This is a genomic window from Pseudorhodoplanes sp. (assembly GCF_035565795.1).
Taxonomy (GTDB): domain Bacteria; phylum Pseudomonadota; class Alphaproteobacteria; order Rhizobiales; family Xanthobacteraceae; genus Pseudorhodoplanes.
In genome coordinates, this window is record NZ_DATMRV010000246.1 from 1 (window position 1) to 18,781 (window position 18,781).

Sequence of the window (18,781 nt, forward strand, 5' to 3'; positions counted from 1 at the left end):
CCGCTTGCGGGACTTCGCCGACGTGCAGGGCAATGCGGCGATCGATCGCGCCGTCGCCGACAAGGCGCTCAGCGCGCTGGAAGTCGATGGCGCGGGGCTCGACGCGATGGACCGCCGGTATCTGACGATGATTGCGCTCAACTACGGCGGCGGACCGGTCGGCGTGGAGACGATCGCAGCGGCTTTGTCGGAGCCGCGCGACGCGATCGAGGACATCATCGAGCCGTTCCTAATCCAGAAGGGCTTCGTGCAGCGTACGCCGCGCGGCCGCCTGTTGACGGGGCATGCCTTCCGTCATCTCGGGCTCGCCGAGCCTGCGCGCGATGCGGCGCAGTTCGGGTTGTTTTCGGGGTCCGACGAGTAAAACCGGCTGTTATCTGAAAGACAGTCCGGCCAGGCGGCGGAGGATTTCCAGCTCGCGAGGCTCGAGCGAGCCTACCCATTCGTCCGCTGTCCTGCGGTCGATATTCGGTTTGGCGTTCGCGCGCGGCAAGCCATGGGCCTGTCCGTCAGACGGTTTGAACCTCTCCGTCGTCCCGCACTGGTAGGCTTGCGAAGCGACCGTTCCCGTGTCTAGACAGGCGGACAGATGGCTTTGCAGATGACCTCTATTCCTCTCGACGGCGAACTGCGTGACGGGCGCCACACCCTCATCGTGCGCGTCTATTACGAGGACACCGACTTCACCGGCATCGTCTATCACGCCAATTACCTGCGCTACATGGAGCGCGGTCGCACCAACTATCTGCGGCTGATCGGCGCCGACCATCGCGTTCTGTTCGAGCAAACCGAGAAAGAGGCTCCGGGCTTCGCCTTCGTGGTGCGCTCCATGACGCTCGATTTTCTGAAGCCGGCCCGCATGGACGATATCCTCACCGTGATCAGCGAGCCCAACGAGGTGAAGGGCGCATCGGTCACGATCCGGCAACGCGTGATGCGCGGCGACGAATTGCTGGTGCAGGCCGATGTGCGGGTCGCCTTCATCTCCGGCGGACGGGCGAAGCCGATCCCCAAGCCGCTGCGGATTGCGATGAAGGCCGATCAGGACGCGGCAAGCGCCTGAATTGCGCCTCACGGCCGCTTGACTTCGCGCGGGGCGGATCGGCAAGACACTTCGGCCGGTTCAGACAAACGCAGGAGTCCTGCATGTCGCGTCCGCCGTTTCCGCCCTTCAACGAAGACACCGCGCGGCAGAAAGTCCGCATGGCCGAGGACGCGTGGAATTCGCGCGATCCGGTGCGCGTGTCGCTGGCCTATACGCCGGATTCGACCTGGCGCAATCGCTCGGAGTTTTTCGTCGGGCGCGATGCGATCGTGGAATTCCTGACGCGCAAATGGGCGAAGGAACTGGACTACCGGCTGATCAAGGATCTCTGGGCGTTTCACGGCAACAAGATCGCGGTCCGCTTCCAGTATGAATGGCACGATGAAGGCGGCTCGTGGTTCCGGTCCTACGGCAACGAGCAGTGGGAATTCGACGAAGCCGGACTGATGAAGCGGCGCGAAGCCTCGATCAACGACGTCGCGATCAGGCAGGATGACCGTCGCTTCTTCTGGGACGCACCGGGTCGCCGTCCGGATGATGTTCCGGGGCTGGCTGCTGTTCCGCGCTGAGTCCGCCCCGGGGGATGACCATCGACGCGGCCCTTCGTCGCATGTTAATCCCCTTCACATGAGCTGGAAACGCGGCGGCAGTGAGCGCGGCTATCATCACGGGAACCTGAAAGAGGCTCTCGTGCGTGCGGCGCTTGACCTGATCGCACAGAAGGGACCCGCGGGCTTCACCTTCGCGGATGCGGCGCGCTGGGCAGGCGTGAGCCCGGCCGCGCCCTATCGGCACTATCGTGATCGCGACGAACTGCTCTCCGATGTCGCGCGGCGCGGCTTCGAGGAATTTGCCGACCGGCTGTCCAGGGCCTGGGACGACGGCAAACCGGATCCGCAGACGGCATTCCAGCGGCTCGGGATGGCCTATCTCGCCTTCGCGCGTTCGGAACCCGCGTTCTATTCGGCGATGTTCGAGGCCGGTGTTCCGCCCGACTCCAGTCCGGAACTCCGCGCAGCGGGCGACCGGGCCTTCGCCGTCGTGCGCCGGGCGTGCGAAGCGCTGTCGGCGCTTCTGCCGCAGGCCAAGCGGCCGCCGGCTCTGATGATGGCACTCCATATCTGGGCCCTGTCGCACGGCATCGCCTCGCTGTTCGCGCGTGGCGACGGATCGCAGCGACCGTTGCCAATGTCGCCGGAGGACCTGTTGGAAGCGGGAGTTCTTGTCTATCTGAGCGGTCTTGGCCTGCACGGGCGATGAGCCCGCACCAGCTGCATCGGCCATAGGGGGAGCGGTCTTGACGACCGACCGCGACCGGACTATGTGAATGTTATTAACATTCACATCTGCCATGAGGGATGGATGCGATGAACGCGATGACGCTCACGGACAAGATCGACGACTACGGCAGGCCCGCCTGGATCCTTCTCACGGTCCTCGGCTTCATCGTGTGGTGGCCTCTCGGACTCGCCCTTTTGGCTTTCAGCGTATGGAGCGGTCGGATGGCTTGCAGTCGCTACGGTATGGAACGCTGGCAGGGCAAAATGGCCCGCATGCAGGAGAAGATGGACCGCATGCGCGCGCAGATGCAGGGCGGCGGAAATGGCGGCGGCTTCTGGTCGCCCCCGTCTTCCGGTAACCGCGCCTTCGACGAATATCGTGCCGAGACCCTGCGCCGGCTCGAGGAGGAGCAGCGTGAGTTCCAGGAATTTCTGGTTCGCCTGCGCGAGGCCAAGGACAAGGCCGAATTCGATCAGTTCATGGCCGATCGCCGTGGTCGCCACGATGTGACGCCGCCGTCCTCGCAATCGCCTCAGACGTAACAGTCTCGCGTATCGTTACGTCGAAACGCCCGCCGGTGTGCACCGGCGGGCGTTTTTCGTTGCGCCGTGCTCATCGTGGTGCGCTCTCGCCGCTCACGACCTTGTCGTCCGCCGTGGCTTTCCAGACCGTCCAGCCGCGAAATTCGATCAGGGATTTCAGCACGATCACGATGACCAGCGGGGCCCTGCTGCCAAGGCTCTGCGCAAACCACGCACCGAAGATGATCCCGACCTGCATCACGGCAATACGCGTGTAGAGCCCCAGGACGATCGGCGGGACCGATTCAGGCTCGGCGGGAAGGGTTTCATCGGGTGTAGACGGGGTGAGGCCAAACCTGCGGAGTAGCGGCACCGCGACCGTCGGCGTCGGCGTCGCCGTGACGAAGCCGATGAAGCCGGCGACGAATGCGAAAGCCAGCGCCACCCACGCGCCCGACTCGATGAACAGCGCGTCGATGAACGCAGGCGGCTGGCCGGTGCGGCCCTTCCAGGGGCCTCCGAATATGACGACCAGGAAAAGCAGATGGACGGAGATGAATATCCCGGCATGCAGCGTGAAAAACGCCGTCTTGCCGAGATTCGTGAAAATGCGCCCGGAGGACGTCCCTTTCGGATCGGGATAGGTCGCGACGGAGGCGAGCGACCAGAAGGCGACGATCACCGTCTCCGCCCAGTAGAGCATCAGCACCTGGAAGGCGTCCCAGCCCCAGAACCACACGCCGGCGAGCGGCAGCAGATTGGCTGCGAGGACGAGCAATTTCGTCATGCCGGGTTCTCCAAAAACCGGGGGTGAGGACCCGCCTGCGCCCGAATCAATTCAAATCGAAACCGTAACCAAACCTTAACCACAATAGGCGCTGGTTAGGGGATATCAGGAGGCCTGCCGCGCCCTAGTTTGGCCAAGTTTCACGGGGATTTCGTCACGTTGCCGGTGGTGGACGGCGACGTCTTCGTGACAATCGGATCTGCGTGCCGCGTGCCGTGTCTGGACGCGACCCGGGTGTCGATTTGGTCCGGCATGGCGTGAGGTGTTTGTCGGCCGCCGAGCGACGTGCACACGCGAACCGGAGAAAGACCCATGAATCCAGCCGACGTGGCGCAGTCGGCTTTGCCGGTGACCGCCGACCTTTCGATGCTCGGCCTGTTCCTGCAGGCGCACTGGGTCGTGAAAGCGGTCATGCTCGGCTTGCTCGCCTGCTCGATCTGGGTCTGGGCGATCGCGATCGACAAATTCCTGCTGTTCCGGCGCACCAGAAGCGCGATGGATCGCTTCGAGCAGGCGTTCTGGTCCGGCCAGTCGCTTGAGGAGCTTTACCGGACGCTGTCGCAGAAGCCGACGCACTCGATGGCGGCGCTGTTCGTCGCGGCGATGCGCGAATGGAAGCGCAGCTTCGAAGGACACGCGCGCTCGTTCGCTGGCCTTCAGCAGCGCATCGACAAGGTGATGGACGTGACCATCACGCGCGAGATCGACCGGCTGGAACGCCGCCTCCTCGTGCTCGCGACGGTCGGCTCCGCTGGCCCGTTCGTCGGGCTGTTCGGAACCGTCTGGGGCATCATGAACAGCTTTCAGTCGATCGCGGCGTCGAAGAACACTTCGCTCGCGGTGGTCGCGCCGGGCATCGCCGAGGCCCTGTTCGCTACTGCGATCGGCCTTGTTGCCGCCATTCCGGCGACGATTTTCTATAACAAGTTCGTGGCCGAGGTGAACAAGCAGGCGCATCGGCTGGAAGGCTTCGCCGACGAGTTCTCAGCCATCCTGTCGCGTCAGATCGACGAGCGCGGAGTCTGATCGATGGGGGCGGGAAACGGCGGTAGCGCGGGGGTACAGGGCGGCAGCCGCCGTCGCCATACCCGCAAGCCGGTCATGGCGGAGATCAACGTCACGCCGATGGTCGACGTGATGCTCGTGCTGCTGATCATCTTCATGGTGTCGGCGCCGCTGCTCACGGTCGGCGTGCAGATCGATCTGCCGCAGACCCAGGCCAAGAGCCTCGACCAGGACAAGGAGCCGCTCACGGTTACAGTGAACACCAAGGGCGAGGTCTATCTGATGAATTCGGAGATCAAGGTCGACGAACTCGTTCCGAAGCTGAAAGCAATCACCGACGCGCGCGGAGGCGCTGACGAGCGCATCTACGTGCGGGGGGACAAGAACGTGAATTACGGTACAGTGATGCGGGTGATGGGACGGCTGTCCGCAGCGGGTTTCCGCCGCGTGGCGCTGGTGACCGAAGTAGAGCAGGGGACCTGACCGCCCGAGATGAGGACGGGACTCGCCATATCGAGTGTCGTGCATGCGACCGCTTTGCTGTGGGCGCTGCTGACGTTCACATCGACGCCGCTTGAGTCGATGCCGTCCGATTCGCTGCCCGTCGATATCATCTCGCCGACGGAGTTCAGCCAGCTCACCGCCGGATCGAAAACCGCCAAGCGGCAGGAGGCCCCGAAGCCTCTGGTCGAAAAGCAGGGCGAGAAGAAGCAGGTCGAGGACCATACCGCCAAGATTTCCGAGAAGAAGGAGATCCAGGCGACCAAAAACGAGCAGACGCCGCCCAAGCCGGCCGAGAAAGCCGAGACCAAGCCTGAGCCGAAGCCCGAGCCGCCCAAGCCCGCCGAAAAGGCCGAGACCAAGCCGGAACCGAAGCCCGAGCCCAAGACCGATCCGATCGCGGAAGCCCTGAAGAAGGACGAAGCGAAGAAGAAGAAGGAAGAGCCGAAGAAGGAAGCGCAGAAGCCTGTCACGCCTCCCGAGAAGAAGCCGCCGACGAAGAAGCCGCCGGAGTTCAATCCGCAGCGCATCGCAGCGCTTCTCGACAAGCGCGATCCGACCCGTCAGGCCGCGACCGGCGACACCATCAACCGGACCGCATCGCTCGGCGTGCCGAGCGGCACGGCCGCGACCCTGTCGCAGAACGAACTCGACGCGCTGCGCGCGAAGCTGCGCCAGAACTGGTCGGTGCCCCCGCTCGCCGAGAAGGTCGTCATCCGCATGGTGATCAGGCTTCTGCCTGATGGGCGCCTCGCTTCGCCGCCGCAGGTGCTGACGCGCGGCAGCGGCGCGTCGTTCGAAGCCTTCCGCGACAGCGCGGTGCGCGCCGTCATGGTGAGCCAGCCGTTCACGATGCTGCGCAAGGAAACCTACGAAGTCTGGCGCGAAATCGACATCGATTTCGACGAACGCACGATGTTTGGATTGTAGACAGAGCGATCATGACCGACACGACATTGCCGCACCGTCCGGGCCTCACGCGCCGCCGCGCCCTCATCCTTGGTGCAGGCGCGCTCGGAGCAGCCTCGACCTTCGGCCTGCGCGATGCCGCAGCGCAGGTGCGGCTGCAGATCACCGAAGGCAACTTCCAGCCGATGCCGATTGCGATTCCGGATTTCTTCGGCGGCTCGGCTGCCGATGTCGAGACCGCGCGCAATGTGTCGGCGATCGTGACCAACAATCTGCGGCGCTCGGGCCTGTTCGCGCCGATCGATCCGGCCGCGTTCATCCAGAAGCTCTCGGGCGCGGATGCTCCGCCGAATTTCGCCGACTGGCGCGCGATCAAGGCGCAGGCGCTGGTTGCGGGCCAGGTGACGCGTCAGGGTGACGGACGCCTTGCCGCGCGCTTCCGTCTCTATGACGTGTTCGGCGGCCAGCAGCAGGCGGGACAGCAATACACCACGACGCCGGAAAACTGGCGGCGCATCGCGCACATCATTTCGGACGCGATCTACGAGCGTCTGACCGGCGACAAGGGCTATTTCGACACCCGCATCGTCTATGTCGATGAAAGCGGTCCGAAGGATCGCCGCGTCAAGCGGCTCGCGATCATGGATCAGGACGGCGCCAATGTGCGCTATCTTACGCGCGGCGACGATCTTGTGCTGACGCCGCGCTTCTCGCCCTCGACGCAGGAAATCACCTACATGTCGTTCGGGCAGGGCGATCCGCGCGTCTATCTGCTCAATATCGAGACCAACCAGCGCGAAATCGTCGGCAACTTCCCGGGCATGACCTTCTCGCCACGCTTCTCGCCGGACGGCCAGCGCGTGATCATGAGCCTGCAGCAGGGCTCCAACTCGAACCTGTTCGTGATGGATCTGCGCTCGCGCGCCACCACGCGCCTCACGCAGTCGCCGGCCATCGACACCGCGCCGTCCTATTCGCCGGACGGCGCCCGCATCTGCTTTGAGTCCGATCGTGGCGGGTCGCAGCAGATTTACGTCATGCCCTCGACCGGCGGTCAGGCGCAGCGCATCAGCTTCGGCGAAGGTTCCTATTCGACGCCGGTCTGGTCGCCGCGCGGCGACACCATCGCCTTCACCAAACAGGGCGGCGGGCGCTTCGCGATCGGCATCATGCGCATCGACGGTTCGGGCGAACGCATCCTGACCGAAGGCTTCCACAACGAGGGCCCGACCTTCGCGCCGAACGGTCGCGTGATCATGTTCTTCCGCGAGGGCGGCGGGCAGAGCGGTCCTTCGCTCTATTCGGTGGACATCACAGGCCGCAACGAACAGAAGATTCCGACGCCCAGTTTTGCATCAGATCCGGCCTGGTCGCCGCTGCTGTCCTGATTTTCGCGGTTCCGGGTGTTGCGCGCAGGACATTGCATCGCAGTCCTGCGGGATAATGCGAAGTTCGGGGTCGATTCGCCGCATTTTCGGCATTAAGGCATGAGTAACCATTAACAATGGTTTGCGGCGATGCGCCGCATTTCGGGGCGCTTTGTAAGGCGCAGTCAAGGTTGACGGAAGGTTCGCTTAACGATCCGCGCTTAAACCTTTCCGGTACGTAGTGAATGGAGTCACCGGGATGATTGCTGTGAGACAATCCCTGCGCCGCTTTGATTTGCGCGGATTGGCGCGCGCCGTCGGACTGATCGGCGTGCTCGCCGCTGCGCTCGCGGTGTCGGCGTGTGCGAAGAATTCGGGCGATCAGACGGCCAATGCTGGCGTCGCGACACCGGGCAGCCAGCAGGATTTCGTGGTCAACGTCGGCGACCGCGTGTTCTTCGAATCCGATCAGTCGACGCTGACGCCGCAGGCGCGCGCCACGCTCGACAATCAGGCGCAGTGGCTGAACCGCTACTCGCAATACAGCTTCACGATCGAAGGCCATGCCGACGAACGCGGCACGCGCGAATACAACATCGCGCTTGGCGCCCGCCGTGCCCAGACCGTGCGTGAATATCTCGCTTCGCGAGGCGTGAGCCCGCAGCGCATGCGTACGATTTCCTACGGCAAGGAGCGGCCGGTCGCGGTATGCGACGACATCTCCTGCTGGTCGCAGAACCGTCGCGCGGTCACCGTGCTGAACGCGAGTTCCTAAGTCCGCAACGTGACATCGGCCTGAAACCGGCGCCCTTTCGGGCGCTGGTTCTGTTTTGGCCGTTCCCAATCCGGCCAAATCGGGTGGACAAGGCGGCGTGAACGCGCGCCTTGCCGCTTGCCAAAGTTCCAGCCGCGCGAAATTGTATCGGCCATGCTCCCGACCCTTCGAATCCTTTCGGTCCTCGCCCTTGCCGCAGCCGGCCTGCTCGCCGGATGCGAAGAATCCAATCGCTACGTTCCGCCGCCGCCGCCTCAGGTGGCGGTCGCCAATCCGCTGCGCATGAACGTGACCGCCTATCTCGAGGAGACCGGCACGCTCGCCGCGGTCAACACCGTCGATCTCGTGGCGCGCATTCCAGGCTTCGTGACCGCGATCGAGTACACGGACGGCGCGCTGGTGAAGAAGGGCGCGCCGCTATTCGTGATCGAGCCGGAGCCGTACAAGGCGAAGTTGGATCAGGCCATCGCCCAGGAAGATGCCGCGAAGGCGCAACTCGCCAATTCGCAGGCCGAGTTCGATCGTCAGGCCGACCTCGTCAAGCGACAGGTCTCGACGCAGGCGAACTACGACAAGGCGCTCGCGCAGCGGGACACCGACAAGGCCAATCTCGAACAGGCGCAGGCCAACACCGAAGTCGCCAGGATCAATTACGGCTATACCCAGGTGCTGGCGCCGTTCGATGGCATCGTGACCGCGCGCCTCGTCTCGGTGGGTGAATATGTCGGCGCCAACAACACGCCGACCAAGCTCGCGACCATCGTTCAGGTCGATCCGATCTGGGTGAACTTCAACATCAACGAGCAGGACGTGCAGCGCATCCGCGCCGAGCGCGCCAAGATGGGATTGACGTCGAACGACGTCAGCAACATCCCGGTCGAGATCGGTCTGCAGACCGATACCGGCTATCCATACAAGGGCCATCTGGATTACGCCGCGCCCACGCTCGCGCCGGGCACCGGTACGCTTGCGGTGCGCGGAATCCTCAACAATCCGAACGCTGCGCTGCTGCCTGGCTATTATGTGCGCATTCGCGTGCCGGGCTCCGGACAGGAACGACTTCTTGTCCCGGATGTTGCGATCGGTGCGGATCAGGGCGGGCGCTATGTGCTCGTGATCAACGCGGACAACGTGGTCGAGCAACGCAAGATCGAGGCCGGCCGGCAAGTCGGTCCGATGCGCGTCATTCTTCAGGGCCTGAAGCCGGACGACCGTGTCATCGTCGACGGATTGTTGCGGGCCGTGCCCGGACAGAAAGTCGATCCGAAAGTTGAGACGCTCAAAGCCCCATCGCAGAGCTGATCCGGGAGCCGAGCGGTGATCTCAAAATTCTTTATCGAACGTCCCGTCCTCGCCAATGTGATCGCGATCCTGATGGTCGTGGTCGGCCTGGTCGCGCTCATCAATCTGCCGGTGTCGCAATATCCGAACGTCACGCCGCCGACCGTGCAGGTGCAGACCCGTTACCCCGGAGCCAGCGCCCGCGTTGTCGTCGATACGGTGGCGCTGCCGATCGAGCAGCAGGTCAATGGCGTCGAGGACATGCTCTACATGCAGTCCACGAGCGCGGCCGACGGCACCTACACGCTGATCGTGACATTCAAGATCGGCACCGATCTCAACTTCGCGCAGGTGCTGGTGCAGAACCGCGTCTCCAGCGCGCTGTCGCAATTGCCGGACGCAGTGCAGGCACAGGGCGTCACGGTTCAGAAGAAATCGACCGCGATCCTGATGTTCGTGACGCTGACGTCGCCGGACAAGAGCAGGGACAGTCTCTATCTCGCCAATTACGGCACCATCAATTTGCGCGACGAGCTGTCGCGCGTTCCGGGCGTCGGCAACGTATCGGTGTTCGGCGCCGGCCAGTATTCGATGCGGATCTGGATGGATCCGAACAAGCTCTATGGGTTCGGGCTGACGCCGCAGGATGTGATCAGCGCGCTCCGGTCGCAAAGCCAGCAGGTCACCGCGGGCCAGATCGGCATTCCGCCGGTGCCGGCCGGACAGAACTTCCAGTACACCGTCGACATTCAGGGTCGCCTCAACGAGGTCGAGCAGTACGAGAATGTCGTGGTCAAGACCGGCGACGGCGCCGGCGGCCAGCTCATCCGCATCAAGGATATCGGACGCGTCGAACTGGGCGCGCAGACCTACAGCCAGATCTTCACGCAGGACGGACAGCCCGCGGCCGCGCTCGGCATCTTCCAGACGCCCGGTGCAAACGCGCTTCAGGTCAAGACGCTGGTCGCCGACAAGATGGCGGAGCTTGCAAAAGCGTTCCCGCAGGGGATGACCTACCAGATCCCGTTCGACACCACGAAATTCGTGAATGCCTCGATCAACGAGGTCTATCGCACGCTGATCGAAGCGGCGGTGCTGGTGCTGATCGTGATCCTGATCTTCCTGCAGGACTGGCGCGCGATGCTGGTGCCCGCGACGACCGTGCCGGTGACGATCATCGGCGCCTTCGCCGGCATGTGGGCGCTCGGCTTCACCGTGAACCTTTCGACGCTGTTCGCGATCGTGCTCGCCATCGGCATCGTGGTCGACGACGCCATCGTGGTGGTCGAAGGCGCCGCGCACAATATCGAGCAGGGCATGAACGGCCACGACGCCGCGATCAAGGCGATGGACCAGCTGTTCGGCCCGATCATCGGCATCACGCTGGTGCTGATGTCGGTGTTCATCCCGGCTGCGTTCCTGCCGGGGCTCACCGGGCAGATGTATGCGCAGTTCGCGCTGGTGATCGCGGCGACCGCCTTGCTCAGCGCGATCAACGCCGCAACGCTGAAGCCGACACAATGCGCCCTGTGGCTGCGCCCCGCGGTGCCGCCGGAAAAGCGGAATATCGCGTTCCGTGCCTTCAATCGGCTCTATCTCGCCTGCGAGCGCGGCTATGTCCGCCTGATCGGCGCGATGGTGCGCCACGCGGCCGTCTCGACCCTTGTCGCGCTGATGATCATCGGCGCTGCGGGTTACGGGCTGTCGCGGATTCCGACCGGCTTCCTGCCGATCGAGGATCAGGGTTATCTGCTCGCAACAGTGCAATTGCCGGACGGCGCTTCGCTCGAACGAACGAATGCTGCGCTGGAACGTGCGGCGGAGATCGCGCGCAAGACGCCGGGCGTCGAGTCGACGCTGTCGATCGCGGGCGTGTCCGCGCTCGACAACAATGCGACGCTCGCCAATTCCGGCGTCGTCTACATCATCCTCAAGGACTGGGATGCGCGCGGCAAGGACGAGCAATTGCTTCCGCTGTTCACCAAGCTGTCGCGTGAATTCGACCAGATCATGGAGGCGAAGATCGCCGTGCTGCCGCCGCCGCCGATCCAGGGCATTGGCAATGCGGGCGGCTTCACCATGATGGTGCAATTGCGCGACGGGACGTTCGATTTCACCAAGCTGCAGGCGATCACCAATCAGATCGTCAGCAACGCGCAGTCGCAAACCGGCCTGCAGCGCGTGCAATCGCCGTTCCGCGCCGACGTGCCGCAGCTGATCGTCGAGGTTGACCGGGTGAAGGCGCAGACCCTGTTCGTGCCGGTCGATCAGGTCTTCCAGGCGGTCGCGAGCTATCTCGGCTCGAGCTATGTCGCGCAGTTCAACAAGTTCGGCCGCACCTTCCAGGTCTATGTGCAGGCGGATTCGAAATATCGCGTGCAGGCGAGCGACATCAACCAGCTGTCCGTGCGCAGTACCAAGGGCGACATGGTGCCGATCGGCACGCTGGTGAAGATCACGCCTTCGGTCGGCCCCTCGCTGATCAATCTGTACAATCTCTATCCGTCGTCGACCGTGATCGGTCTGCCGGCGCCGGGCTTCTCCTCCGGCGAGGCGATCTCGCTGATGGAGCAGATCGCGCAACGCACGCTGCCGCCGGGCTCTGCCTTCGAATGGACGGCGATGTCGTATCAGGAAAAGGCGGTCGGCAATCAGATGTACATCGTGTTCGCGCTGGCCATGCTGCTCGTCTATCTCGTGCTCGCGGGACAATATGAGAGCTGGTACGCGCCGGTCGCGATCATCCTGTCGGTGCCGCTTGCGCTGGTCGGACCGGTGCTGGCGCTGAAGGGCCTCAACGTCGACAACAATCTCTACACGCAGATCGGTCTTGTGCTGCTGATCGCGCTTGCGGCCAAGAACGCGATTCTGATCGTCGAAGTCGCGCGTGAACACCGTATGCGTGACGGAAAGTCGATCATCGAGGCGGCGATCGATGGCTCGCGGGCACGCTTCCGCGCGATCCTGATGACGTCGTTTGCGTTCATCATCAGCATGGTGCCGCTGGTGATGGCGACGGGCGCGGGCGCCAGCGCGCGCAAATCGATCGGCCTCACCGTGTTCACCGGAATGATCGCTTCGACCTGCCTTGCCGTGCTGTTCGTGCCATCGCTGTTCGTGATGGTTCAGCGGTTCGAAGAGTGGCTGGCATCGCGCAAGAAGCCGAAAGCGGCGGAAGCGCCGAAACCGGCGGCCTGAGCTGCGTTGGTTAACCGTCGGTGAATCGAATCAGTCATAATTTCGACGTGACGGCGACTATGCTGTGCTCTGAAATCTCCCAACGCTTACAGAGTTGTACATGCGGAAGCCGCATCTGATCGTCATGGCCCTGTCGTTTCTGCTCGCGGCCGCTCTGCCGGCCGCGGCGCAGATGTCTGCTTCCGATCTCGTGATGCGGCTCGAGGCGCTGGAGAATCAGGTTCGTCAGCTCACCGGGCAGATCGAGCAACTGCAATTCCGCAACCAGCAGCTCGAGCAGCAATTGCGCGCGGGCGGTGGAGCAGTCGATGCTCCGCGCGTAGCACAGCCGCCGCAACGGGCGCCGATCCAGCAGGCGCAGCCTCCGTTGCAGCAACAGATGGCGGCGCCGGGGCGCCGTCCCGAAGCAGACCTGCCGCCGATCGATCAGGGCGCCGATCCGCGCTTCGCAGGCCAGCGCGCGCCGGACGCGCGCTATGGAGTCGATCCGCGCGCACCGGCCGCAGACCCGCGCTACGCACATCGCGACAATCCGACCATCGTGCCGAACATCGCCGCTGCGCCCGCTCCGGGTGGACGTCGTGGCGATGCCTTCGACCCGAATGCCACGCCGAATGCGCCGGGCGCGCCGCGTCCGCTTGGCGCGCTGCCGCCCGGTCAACCGTCAGCGCCGAGTGTTGACGTGGACACGGCCGCGCCCGGCGCTCCGCTTGATCTGACCGTAAACGATCCGTCGCGCCGCGGCGGTGCGCTGCCTCCGCCGCCGCAACGGCAGATGAGCGGCACCGGCATGGCCGCGGTTCAGCCGTCCGGAAATTCGCCGCGCGACCATTTCGATCTCGGCGTCGGCTATATCCGCCAGAAGGATTATTCCGCCGCGGAACTGACGTTCCGCGATTTCCTGCAACGCTTCCCGTCCGACCGGCTCGCAGCGGATGCCAATTACTGGCTCGGCGAGAGCCTTTATAACCGCAGGCAATATCAGGACGCGGCGGAGGCTTATCTGGTCGTGACGACGAAATACGAGACCGCCGCGCGCGCACCCGATGCGCTGCTTCGTCTCGGTCAGTCGCTCGCCGCAATCCGTCAGAAGGAAATGGCCTGCGCGTCCTTCGCCGAGATCGGACGCAAATATCCGCGCGCGTCGGTCTCCGTGAAACAGACCGTCGAGCGGGAACAGAAGCGTGTCGGCTGCTGACACGCAGCCGGTTTCGATTGCCGAGGCGCGCGCGCTGTTCGCGCCATTTGCGGATCAGCCAACCATCCTGATTGCGGTCTCGGGCGGGCCGGATTCCACGGCTTTGCTCTGGCTTGCGTCACGCTGGCGCGCATCGCGCAAGACCGGACCCGAACTGCGTGCGGTGACTGTCGATCACGGGCTGCGACCGCAATCGCGCCGCGAAGCGGACGACGTGAAGCGCTTCGCACAAGGCCTCGGTATCGCACATCGCACCTTGCGCTGGACGGGCGCGAAGCCGAGGACCGGAATTCAGGAAGCGGCCCGCATCGCGCGCTATGCGCTGATCGCGAGGGAAGCGAAGGCTGCCGGCGCGCAGCAGGTGCTGACCGCGCATACGCTCGACGATCAGGCCGAGACCGTGCTGTTCCGGCTCTTGCGCGGAAGCGGGCCGGCCGGCTTGCAGGCGATGACGGAGCGCGCAGCCTATCCGGGCGAGTCCGGGCTTGTGCTCGCGCGTCCGCTTCTGTCGGTGCCGAAAGCGCGTCTCGTCGCGACGCTGCGCAAGGCGCAGATCGCTTTCGCTGACGATGCCAGCAATCGGGATCCGCGATTCACGCGCCCGCGCCTGCGCGCCATGATGCCGGCGCTTTCGGCCGAAGGGCTGACAGCGGAACGGCTCGCCATCCTCGCACGGCGGCTGCAGCGCGCGGAGGCGGCACTTCGGCACACGGTCGCAGCCGCTGCCGCGCAGGTTTCGCTGACTCCCACAAACGGAGACGCGGGCGAGAGGCTTACGGTGTTCCATCGCGGGCGCTTCTCCGATCTGCCGGCGGAGATTGCGCTGCGCCTGCTTGGCGAGGCGATTGGTCACATCGGAGACGAGGGGCCGGTCGAGCTGGGCAAGCTCGAAACGCTGTTCGAGGCGCTGCGTCAGACCCCGGAGGGGTCCGCCTTTCGTCGTACCCTTGCGGGGGCCATGGTCACGGTGCGGCCGGTCGGGATCGTGATCGAGCGCGCCCCGGCCCGCCGGGCCCCCGGAACGCCCGCTAAACGCCGTATTCCGGCCTTAACCACACGGAAAGCCGGTCCGTCCGGCGAGGTTCGGACACGCTAGAATGCTCCCGCCTGGGGTGGTTCGATTCGTAGCGGGCCGGGTGCGGTCCGCAGGTGACTTCCCTTGGCAGGCGGGGACGGCAGACATACATTGGCCCGGCGGGGACACGTCAGCGGACCTTTCCCGCCTTCATCGAATTCAGGCCGTTCCGGGGGTACAAAGATGTTCGGGCCGGTGCGGTTCAACAAGGACACGTGATGAACGCAAATCTTCGGAATTTCGCCCTCTGGGTGATTATCGTCCTGTTGGTCCTTGCCCTCTTCACGTTGTTCCAGTCCCCCAGCCAGCGACAGGCTAGTCAGGACATCTCCTTCTCCCAGCTTCTGACCGAGGTCGATGCCGGCCGCGTGCGCGACGTCGTGATTCAGGGCCAGGAGATCCATGGCACGTTCACCGATTTGAAGCCGTTCAGCACCTATGCGCCGAACGATCCGACGCTGGTCCAGCGTCTCTATGGCAAGGGTGTCACCATCACCGCGCGCTCGCCGCAGGAGCAGGTGCCGTGGTTCGTGCAGCTCCTTGTCTCGTGGCTGCCGTTCATCGCGCTGTTCGGTGTGTGGATTTTCCTCTCGCGTCAGATGCAGGGCGGCGCCGGAAAGGCGATGGGCTTCGGCAAGAGCAGAGCGAAGCTTCTGACCGAAGCGCATGGCCGCGTGACCTTTGAAGACGTCGCGGGCGTCGACGAAGCCAAGCAGGACCTGCAGGAGATCGTCGAATTCCTGCGCGACCCCTCGAAATTCCAGCGCCTCGGCGGACGCATTCCGCGCGGCGTGCTGCTCGTTGGCCCTCCCGGTACCGGCAAGACGCTGATTGCGCGTGCGGTCGCGGGCGAAGCCAATGTGCCGTTCTTCACGATCTCGGGTTCGGACTTCGTCGAGATGTTTGTCGGCGTCGGTGCGAGCCGCGTACGTGACATGTTCGAGCAGGCGAAGAAGAATGCGCCGTGCATCATCTTCATCGACGAAATCGACGCGGTCGGCCGCCATCGTGGCGCCGGCCTTGGCGGCGGCAACGATGAGCGCGAGCAGACGCTGAACCAGCTTCTCGTCGAGATGGACGGCTTCGAGGCGAATGAAGGCATCATCCTGATCGCCGCGACCAACCGTCCCGACGTGCTCGATCCCGCGCTGCTGCGTCCGGGTCGCTTCGACCGCCAGGTGATCGTGCCGAACCCGGATGTAGTCGGCCGCGAACAGATCCTTAAAGTTCACGTCCGCAAGGTGCCGCTCGCGCCCGACGTGAACCTGAAGACGATCGCGCGCGGTACGCCCGGCTTCTCCGGCGCCGATCTCATGAACCTCGTCAACGAAGCCGCACTCATGGCCGCGCGCCGCAACAAGCGCATGGTCACGCAGCACGAATTCGAAGACGCCAAGGACAAGGTGATGATGGGCGCCGAGCGCAAGTCGCTGGTGATGACCGAGGAGGAGAAGCTCCTCACGGCCTATCACGAAGGCGGCCATGCCATCGTCGCGTTCAACGTCAAGGCGACCGATCCGGTGCACAAGGCTACGATCATTCCGCGCGGCCGTGCGCTGGGCATGGTCATGCAGCTGCCGGAGCGTGACAAGCTGTCGATGAGCTTCGAGCAGATGACGTCGCGCCTTGCGATCATGATGGGCGGCCGTATCGCCGAAGAGATGATCTTCGGCCATGACAAGGTCACCTCGGGCGCACAATCCGATATCGAGCAGGCGACCCGTCTCGCCCGCATGATGGTGACGCGCTGGGGCTTCTCGCCCGAGCTTGGCACCGTGGCTTACGGCGAAAACCAGGAAGAGGTGTTCCTCGGCCATTCGGTCTCGCGTACGCAGAACATCTCGGAGACGACGGCGCAGAAGATCGACAGCGAGGTGCGCCGGCTTGTCGAGGAGGGGCTTTCCGAAGCGCGCAAGATCCTGACCGAGAAGCGCGCCGACCTCGAAACGCTGGCCAAGGGCCTGCTGGAATACGAGACCCTCTCCGGCGAGGAGATCAAGGATCTGCTCGACGGCAAGCCGCCGGTGCGCGAAGGCCTCACGGAGCCGTCGCAGCCGCGGGCGTCCGCTGTGCCGCCGGCCGGCAAGAGCCGCCCGCGGACCGAGCCGCCGGCCGGCGATATCGCGCCGCAGCCGCAGGCTTGATCCTCGGACAAGCGCCCGCCTCTGGCGGGCGTTTTTGCTTTGGGGCTGACTCAGATCAACGCGGAACCTCGCCCCGGTCTGTATTCTGGTCGTATGAGCATTCCGGCCGCACTTGAGCGCCGGCGCAGCTATGCCGGTCCCGCATTCTTCTCCTACGGCTTCCGCCCATTCTTCTTCGGAGGGGCGGTGTGGGCGGCGTTGACGATCCTGATGTGGATTCCGATGCATGCCGGCGCGTGGCAGTGGCCGTCGGCGGTCGCGCCGCTCGACTGGCATATCCACGAGATGCTGTATGGCTACGTCCCCGCCATCGTGGCCGGGTTCCTGCTGACGGCGATCCCGAACTGGACCGGCCGGCTGCCGGTCTGCGGCGCGCCGCTGGCCGCGCTGTTTGCGCTGTGGATCGCCGGGCGCATCGCGATGCTGGCGACCGCCGGCATCGGCCTTCCGGTCGCGGCGCTGGTCGACGCGTCGTTCCTTGTGGTCCTGTTCGGTGTGGCGGCGCGCGAGGTGATCGCCGGCAAGAACTGGCGCAACCTGCGCGTTCTTGGGGTCGTCGCCGTCCTCGCGCTCGGCAATATCGCGTTCCATGTCGAGACGATCCGCAGCGGCGCCGCGGACTACGGCATTCGTCTCGGGATCGCGGCCGTCATCCTGCTCATCAGTCTGGTTGGCGGGCGCATCGTTCCGAGCTTCACCAACAACTGGCTGGTGCGGGAAAATCCGGGCCGCCTGCCGGTGCCGTTCGGGCGCTACGACATGGCGACGCTCGCGATATCGGCGCTTGCGCTGGCGTGCTGGATCGTTGCGCCATTCTCTGCGGTCAGTGGTGCGTTCCTGATCGCAACCGGCCTCCTGCACATCGTGCGGCTCGCGCGCTGGGCGGGCGATCGCACGTGGCGCGACCGGCTCGTGCTCGTGCTGCATGTTGCCTACGCATTCGTGCCCGCAGGCTTCCTGCTGATCGGCGTCGCGATCGTGTGGCCGGATATAGCGCCCGCGAGCGCCGGCATTCACGCATGGACTGCCGGCGCGATCGGCATGATGACGATGGCGGTGATGACGCGTGCGAGCCTCGGTCATACCAGGCAGCCGCTGGTTGCCTCTCCGGTGACGCAGGCGATCTATCTGTGCCTGTTTGCGGCCGCGATCATGCGGATCGCGGCGGCTCTGACCGGGAGCATCGGCCTGCTGCATAGCTCGGGCTCCTTGTGGGTGCTCGGCTTCGCGGGCTTTGCGGCGAGCTATGGCCCGTTGCTGATCCGCAAGCCGCCGGTCTGGCAGCGCGCCACCGTTTGACGGCGGTGCCGCATGGCGCTTTCAACATTGTCCGCTTAGCGCACCCCGAGCACGACGTCATGATATGCCACTGCAGAACCGCGTGACGCCCTTCGGCGAACTGATCGCCGATCCTGCCCGCGGCCTGTTCATGGGCAATCGCGGCGGACGCATCCACGACGATACGCGCAGGCTGGCGGCGCGGCGCTTCGTATCGAGGCAGTGGATCTGCTGCGTGCTGGACTTCAAAGGCCGCCATCGCGCGGTCTGGGGCGGCAGTTATACCGAATTGTTTTTCCTCGATGAGGTGACCGCGCTCGCGGCGGGGCATCGCCCTTGTTTCGAATGCCGGCGCGCAGACGCAAATGCATTTGCAGACGCGTGGTCGCGCGCTCGCGGCGGGCGCGCGCGGGCGC

17 protein-coding genes and 1 pseudogene are annotated in these 18,781 nt (G+C 64.6%); 17 read left to right on the forward strand and 1 reads right to left on the reverse strand.

Annotated elements, in window-relative coordinates:
* The 5 genes from VNZ93_RS21885 to VNZ93_RS21905 form a co-directional block, all read left to right on the forward strand.
* Positions 1-364, forward strand: a 364-nt coding sequence (locus tag VNZ93_RS21885; RefSeq protein WP_325710326.1) for a Holliday junction DNA helicase RuvB C-terminal domain-containing protein, incomplete at its 5' end; no start/stop codon positions are given.
* Between the two features lie 237 nt (positions 365-601).
* Positions 602-1,063, forward strand: coding sequence for a tol-pal system-associated acyl-CoA thioesterase (gene ybgC / locus VNZ93_RS21890; protein WP_325710328.1), 462 nt, complete (start codon positions 602-604; stop codon positions 1,061-1,063).
* An 83-nt stretch (positions 1,064-1,146) separates the two neighbouring features.
* The gene (locus tag VNZ93_RS21895) at positions 1,147-1,614 is read left to right on the forward strand and encodes a nuclear transport factor 2 family protein (protein WP_325710331.1); all 468 of its coding nucleotides are present in this window, start codon (positions 1,147-1,149) and stop codon (positions 1,612-1,614) included.
* A 58-nt stretch (positions 1,615-1,672) separates the two neighbouring features.
* Entirely contained in the window at positions 1,673-2,305 is a 633-nt protein-coding gene (locus tag VNZ93_RS21900; protein ID WP_325710334.1) for a TetR/AcrR family transcriptional regulator, read from the forward strand.
* Between the two features lie 116 nt (positions 2,306-2,421).
* The gene (locus VNZ93_RS21905; protein ID WP_325710374.1) at positions 2,422-2,868 is read left to right on the forward strand and encodes a DUF2852 domain-containing protein; all 447 of its coding nucleotides are present in this window, start codon (positions 2,422-2,424) and stop codon (positions 2,866-2,868) included.
* A 70-nt stretch (positions 2,869-2,938) separates the two neighbouring features.
* On the opposite strand, the gene VNZ93_RS21910 is transcribed toward VNZ93_RS21905, so the two are convergent.
* Complete coding sequence (locus VNZ93_RS21910; RefSeq protein WP_325710337.1) at positions 2,939-3,634, reverse strand: DUF6498-containing protein; 696 nt, start codon at positions 3,632-3,634, stop codon at positions 2,939-2,941.
* Positions 3,635-3,946: 312 nt separating this feature from the next.
* On the opposite strand from VNZ93_RS21910, the gene tolQ reads away from it, so the two are divergent.
* From tolQ to VNZ93_RS21970, 12 genes and pseudogenes are all read left to right on the forward strand, one after another.
* Positions 3,947-4,660, forward strand: coding sequence for a protein TolQ (tolQ, locus tag VNZ93_RS21915; RefSeq protein WP_325710340.1), 714 nt, complete (start codon positions 3,947-3,949; stop codon positions 4,658-4,660).
* A gap of 3 nt (positions 4,661-4,663) precedes the next feature.
* On the forward strand, positions 4,664-5,122 hold the full coding sequence (gene tolR / locus VNZ93_RS21920) for a protein TolR (RefSeq protein ID WP_325710343.1): 459 nt from the start codon (positions 4,664-4,666) through the stop codon (positions 5,120-5,122).
* 9 nt (positions 5,123-5,131) lie between these two features.
* Positions 5,132-6,070: a cell envelope integrity protein TolA gene (locus tag VNZ93_RS21925; protein WP_325710347.1), complete on the forward strand. Its 939-nt coding sequence runs from the start codon at positions 5,132-5,134 to the stop codon at positions 6,068-6,070.
* 11 nt (positions 6,071-6,081) lie between these two features.
* Positions 6,082-7,437 carry a Tol-Pal system beta propeller repeat protein TolB gene (gene tolB, locus VNZ93_RS21930; protein WP_325710349.1) on the forward strand — a complete coding sequence of 452 codons (1,356 nt, stop codon included), beginning with the start codon at positions 6,082-6,084 and terminating at the stop codon, positions 7,435-7,437.
* Between the two features lie 238 nt (positions 7,438-7,675).
* A complete protein-coding gene (pal, locus tag VNZ93_RS21935; protein WP_325710351.1) occupies positions 7,676-8,191 on the forward strand; it encodes a peptidoglycan-associated lipoprotein Pal in 516 nt (171 codons plus the stop codon).
* 153 nt (positions 8,192-8,344) lie between these two features.
* The gene (locus tag VNZ93_RS21940) at positions 8,345-9,493 is read left to right on the forward strand and encodes an efflux RND transporter periplasmic adaptor subunit (protein ID WP_325710354.1); all 1,149 of its coding nucleotides are present in this window, start codon (positions 8,345-8,347) and stop codon (positions 9,491-9,493) included.
* Between the two features lie 15 nt (positions 9,494-9,508).
* Positions 9,509-12,670, forward strand: coding sequence for an efflux RND transporter permease subunit (locus VNZ93_RS21945; RefSeq protein WP_325710357.1), 3,162 nt, complete (start codon positions 9,509-9,511; stop codon positions 12,668-12,670).
* A 100-nt stretch (positions 12,671-12,770) separates the two neighbouring features.
* Positions 12,771-13,868 (forward strand): tol-pal system protein YbgF, encoded by a 1,098-nt coding sequence (gene ybgF / locus VNZ93_RS21950; protein ID WP_325710360.1) that lies wholly within the window; start codon positions 12,771-12,773, stop codon positions 13,866-13,868.
* Positions 13,855-14,964, forward strand: a complete 1,110-nt coding sequence (tilS, locus tag VNZ93_RS21955) for a tRNA lysidine(34) synthetase TilS (protein ID WP_325710363.1) — start codon at positions 13,855-13,857, stop codon at positions 14,962-14,964. The genes ybgF and tilS overlap by 14 nt, the downstream gene beginning before the upstream one ends.
* A gap of 197 nt (positions 14,965-15,161) precedes the next feature.
* Entirely contained in the window at positions 15,162-17,087 is a 1,926-nt protein-coding gene (gene ftsH / locus VNZ93_RS21960; protein WP_325710366.1) for an ATP-dependent zinc metalloprotease FtsH, read from the forward strand.
* 93 nt (positions 17,088-17,180) lie between these two features.
* The gene (locus VNZ93_RS21965) at positions 17,181-18,386 is read left to right on the forward strand and encodes an NnrS family protein (protein ID WP_325710371.1); all 1,206 of its coding nucleotides are present in this window, start codon (positions 17,181-17,183) and stop codon (positions 18,384-18,386) included.
* Positions 18,387-18,450: 64 nt separating this feature from the next.
* Positions 18,451-18,781, forward strand: a pseudogene (locus VNZ93_RS21970) (hypothetical protein); the annotation flags it as partial.

Bases quoted from the DNA above. Each gene is read 5' to 3' on its own strand.
- tolB (WP_325710349.1), top strand. From the start codon at position 6,082: ATGACCGACACGACATTGCCGCACCGTCCGGGCCTCACGCGCCGCCGC.
- VNZ93_RS21910 (WP_325710337.1), bottom strand. From the start codon at position 3,634: ATGACGAAATTGCTCGTCCTCGCAGCCAATCTGCTGCCGCTCGCCGGC.
- VNZ93_RS21925 (WP_325710347.1), top strand. From the start codon at position 5,132: ATGAGGACGGGACTCGCCATATCGAGTGTCGTGCATGCGACCGCTTTG.
- tolQ (WP_325710340.1), top strand. From the start codon at position 3,947: ATGAATCCAGCCGACGTGGCGCAGTCGGCTTTGCCGGTGACCGCCGAC.
- VNZ93_RS21900 (WP_325710334.1), top strand. From the start codon at position 1,673: ATGAGCTGGAAACGCGGCGGCAGTGAGCGCGGCTATCATCACGGGAAC.
- ftsH (WP_325710366.1), top strand. From the start codon at position 15,162: ATGAACGCAAATCTTCGGAATTTCGCCCTCTGGGTGATTATCGTCCTG.
- VNZ93_RS21965 (WP_325710371.1), top strand. From the start codon at position 17,181: ATGAGCATTCCGGCCGCACTTGAGCGCCGGCGCAGCTATGCCGGTCCC.
- tolR (WP_325710343.1), top strand. From the start codon at position 4,664: ATGGGGGCGGGAAACGGCGGTAGCGCGGGGGTACAGGGCGGCAGCCGC.
- VNZ93_RS21940 (WP_325710354.1), top strand. From the start codon at position 8,345: ATGCTCCCGACCCTTCGAATCCTTTCGGTCCTCGCCCTTGCCGCAGCC.
- VNZ93_RS21905 (WP_325710374.1), top strand. From the start codon at position 2,422: ATGACGCTCACGGACAAGATCGACGACTACGGCAGGCCCGCCTGGATC.
- ybgF (WP_325710360.1), top strand. From the start codon at position 12,771: ATGCGGAAGCCGCATCTGATCGTCATGGCCCTGTCGTTTCTGCTCGCG.
- ybgC (WP_325710328.1), top strand. From the start codon at position 602: ATGACCTCTATTCCTCTCGACGGCGAACTGCGTGACGGGCGCCACACC.
- pal (WP_325710351.1), top strand. From the start codon at position 7,676: ATGATTGCTGTGAGACAATCCCTGCGCCGCTTTGATTTGCGCGGATTG.
- VNZ93_RS21895 (WP_325710331.1), top strand. From the start codon at position 1,147: ATGTCGCGTCCGCCGTTTCCGCCCTTCAACGAAGACACCGCGCGGCAG.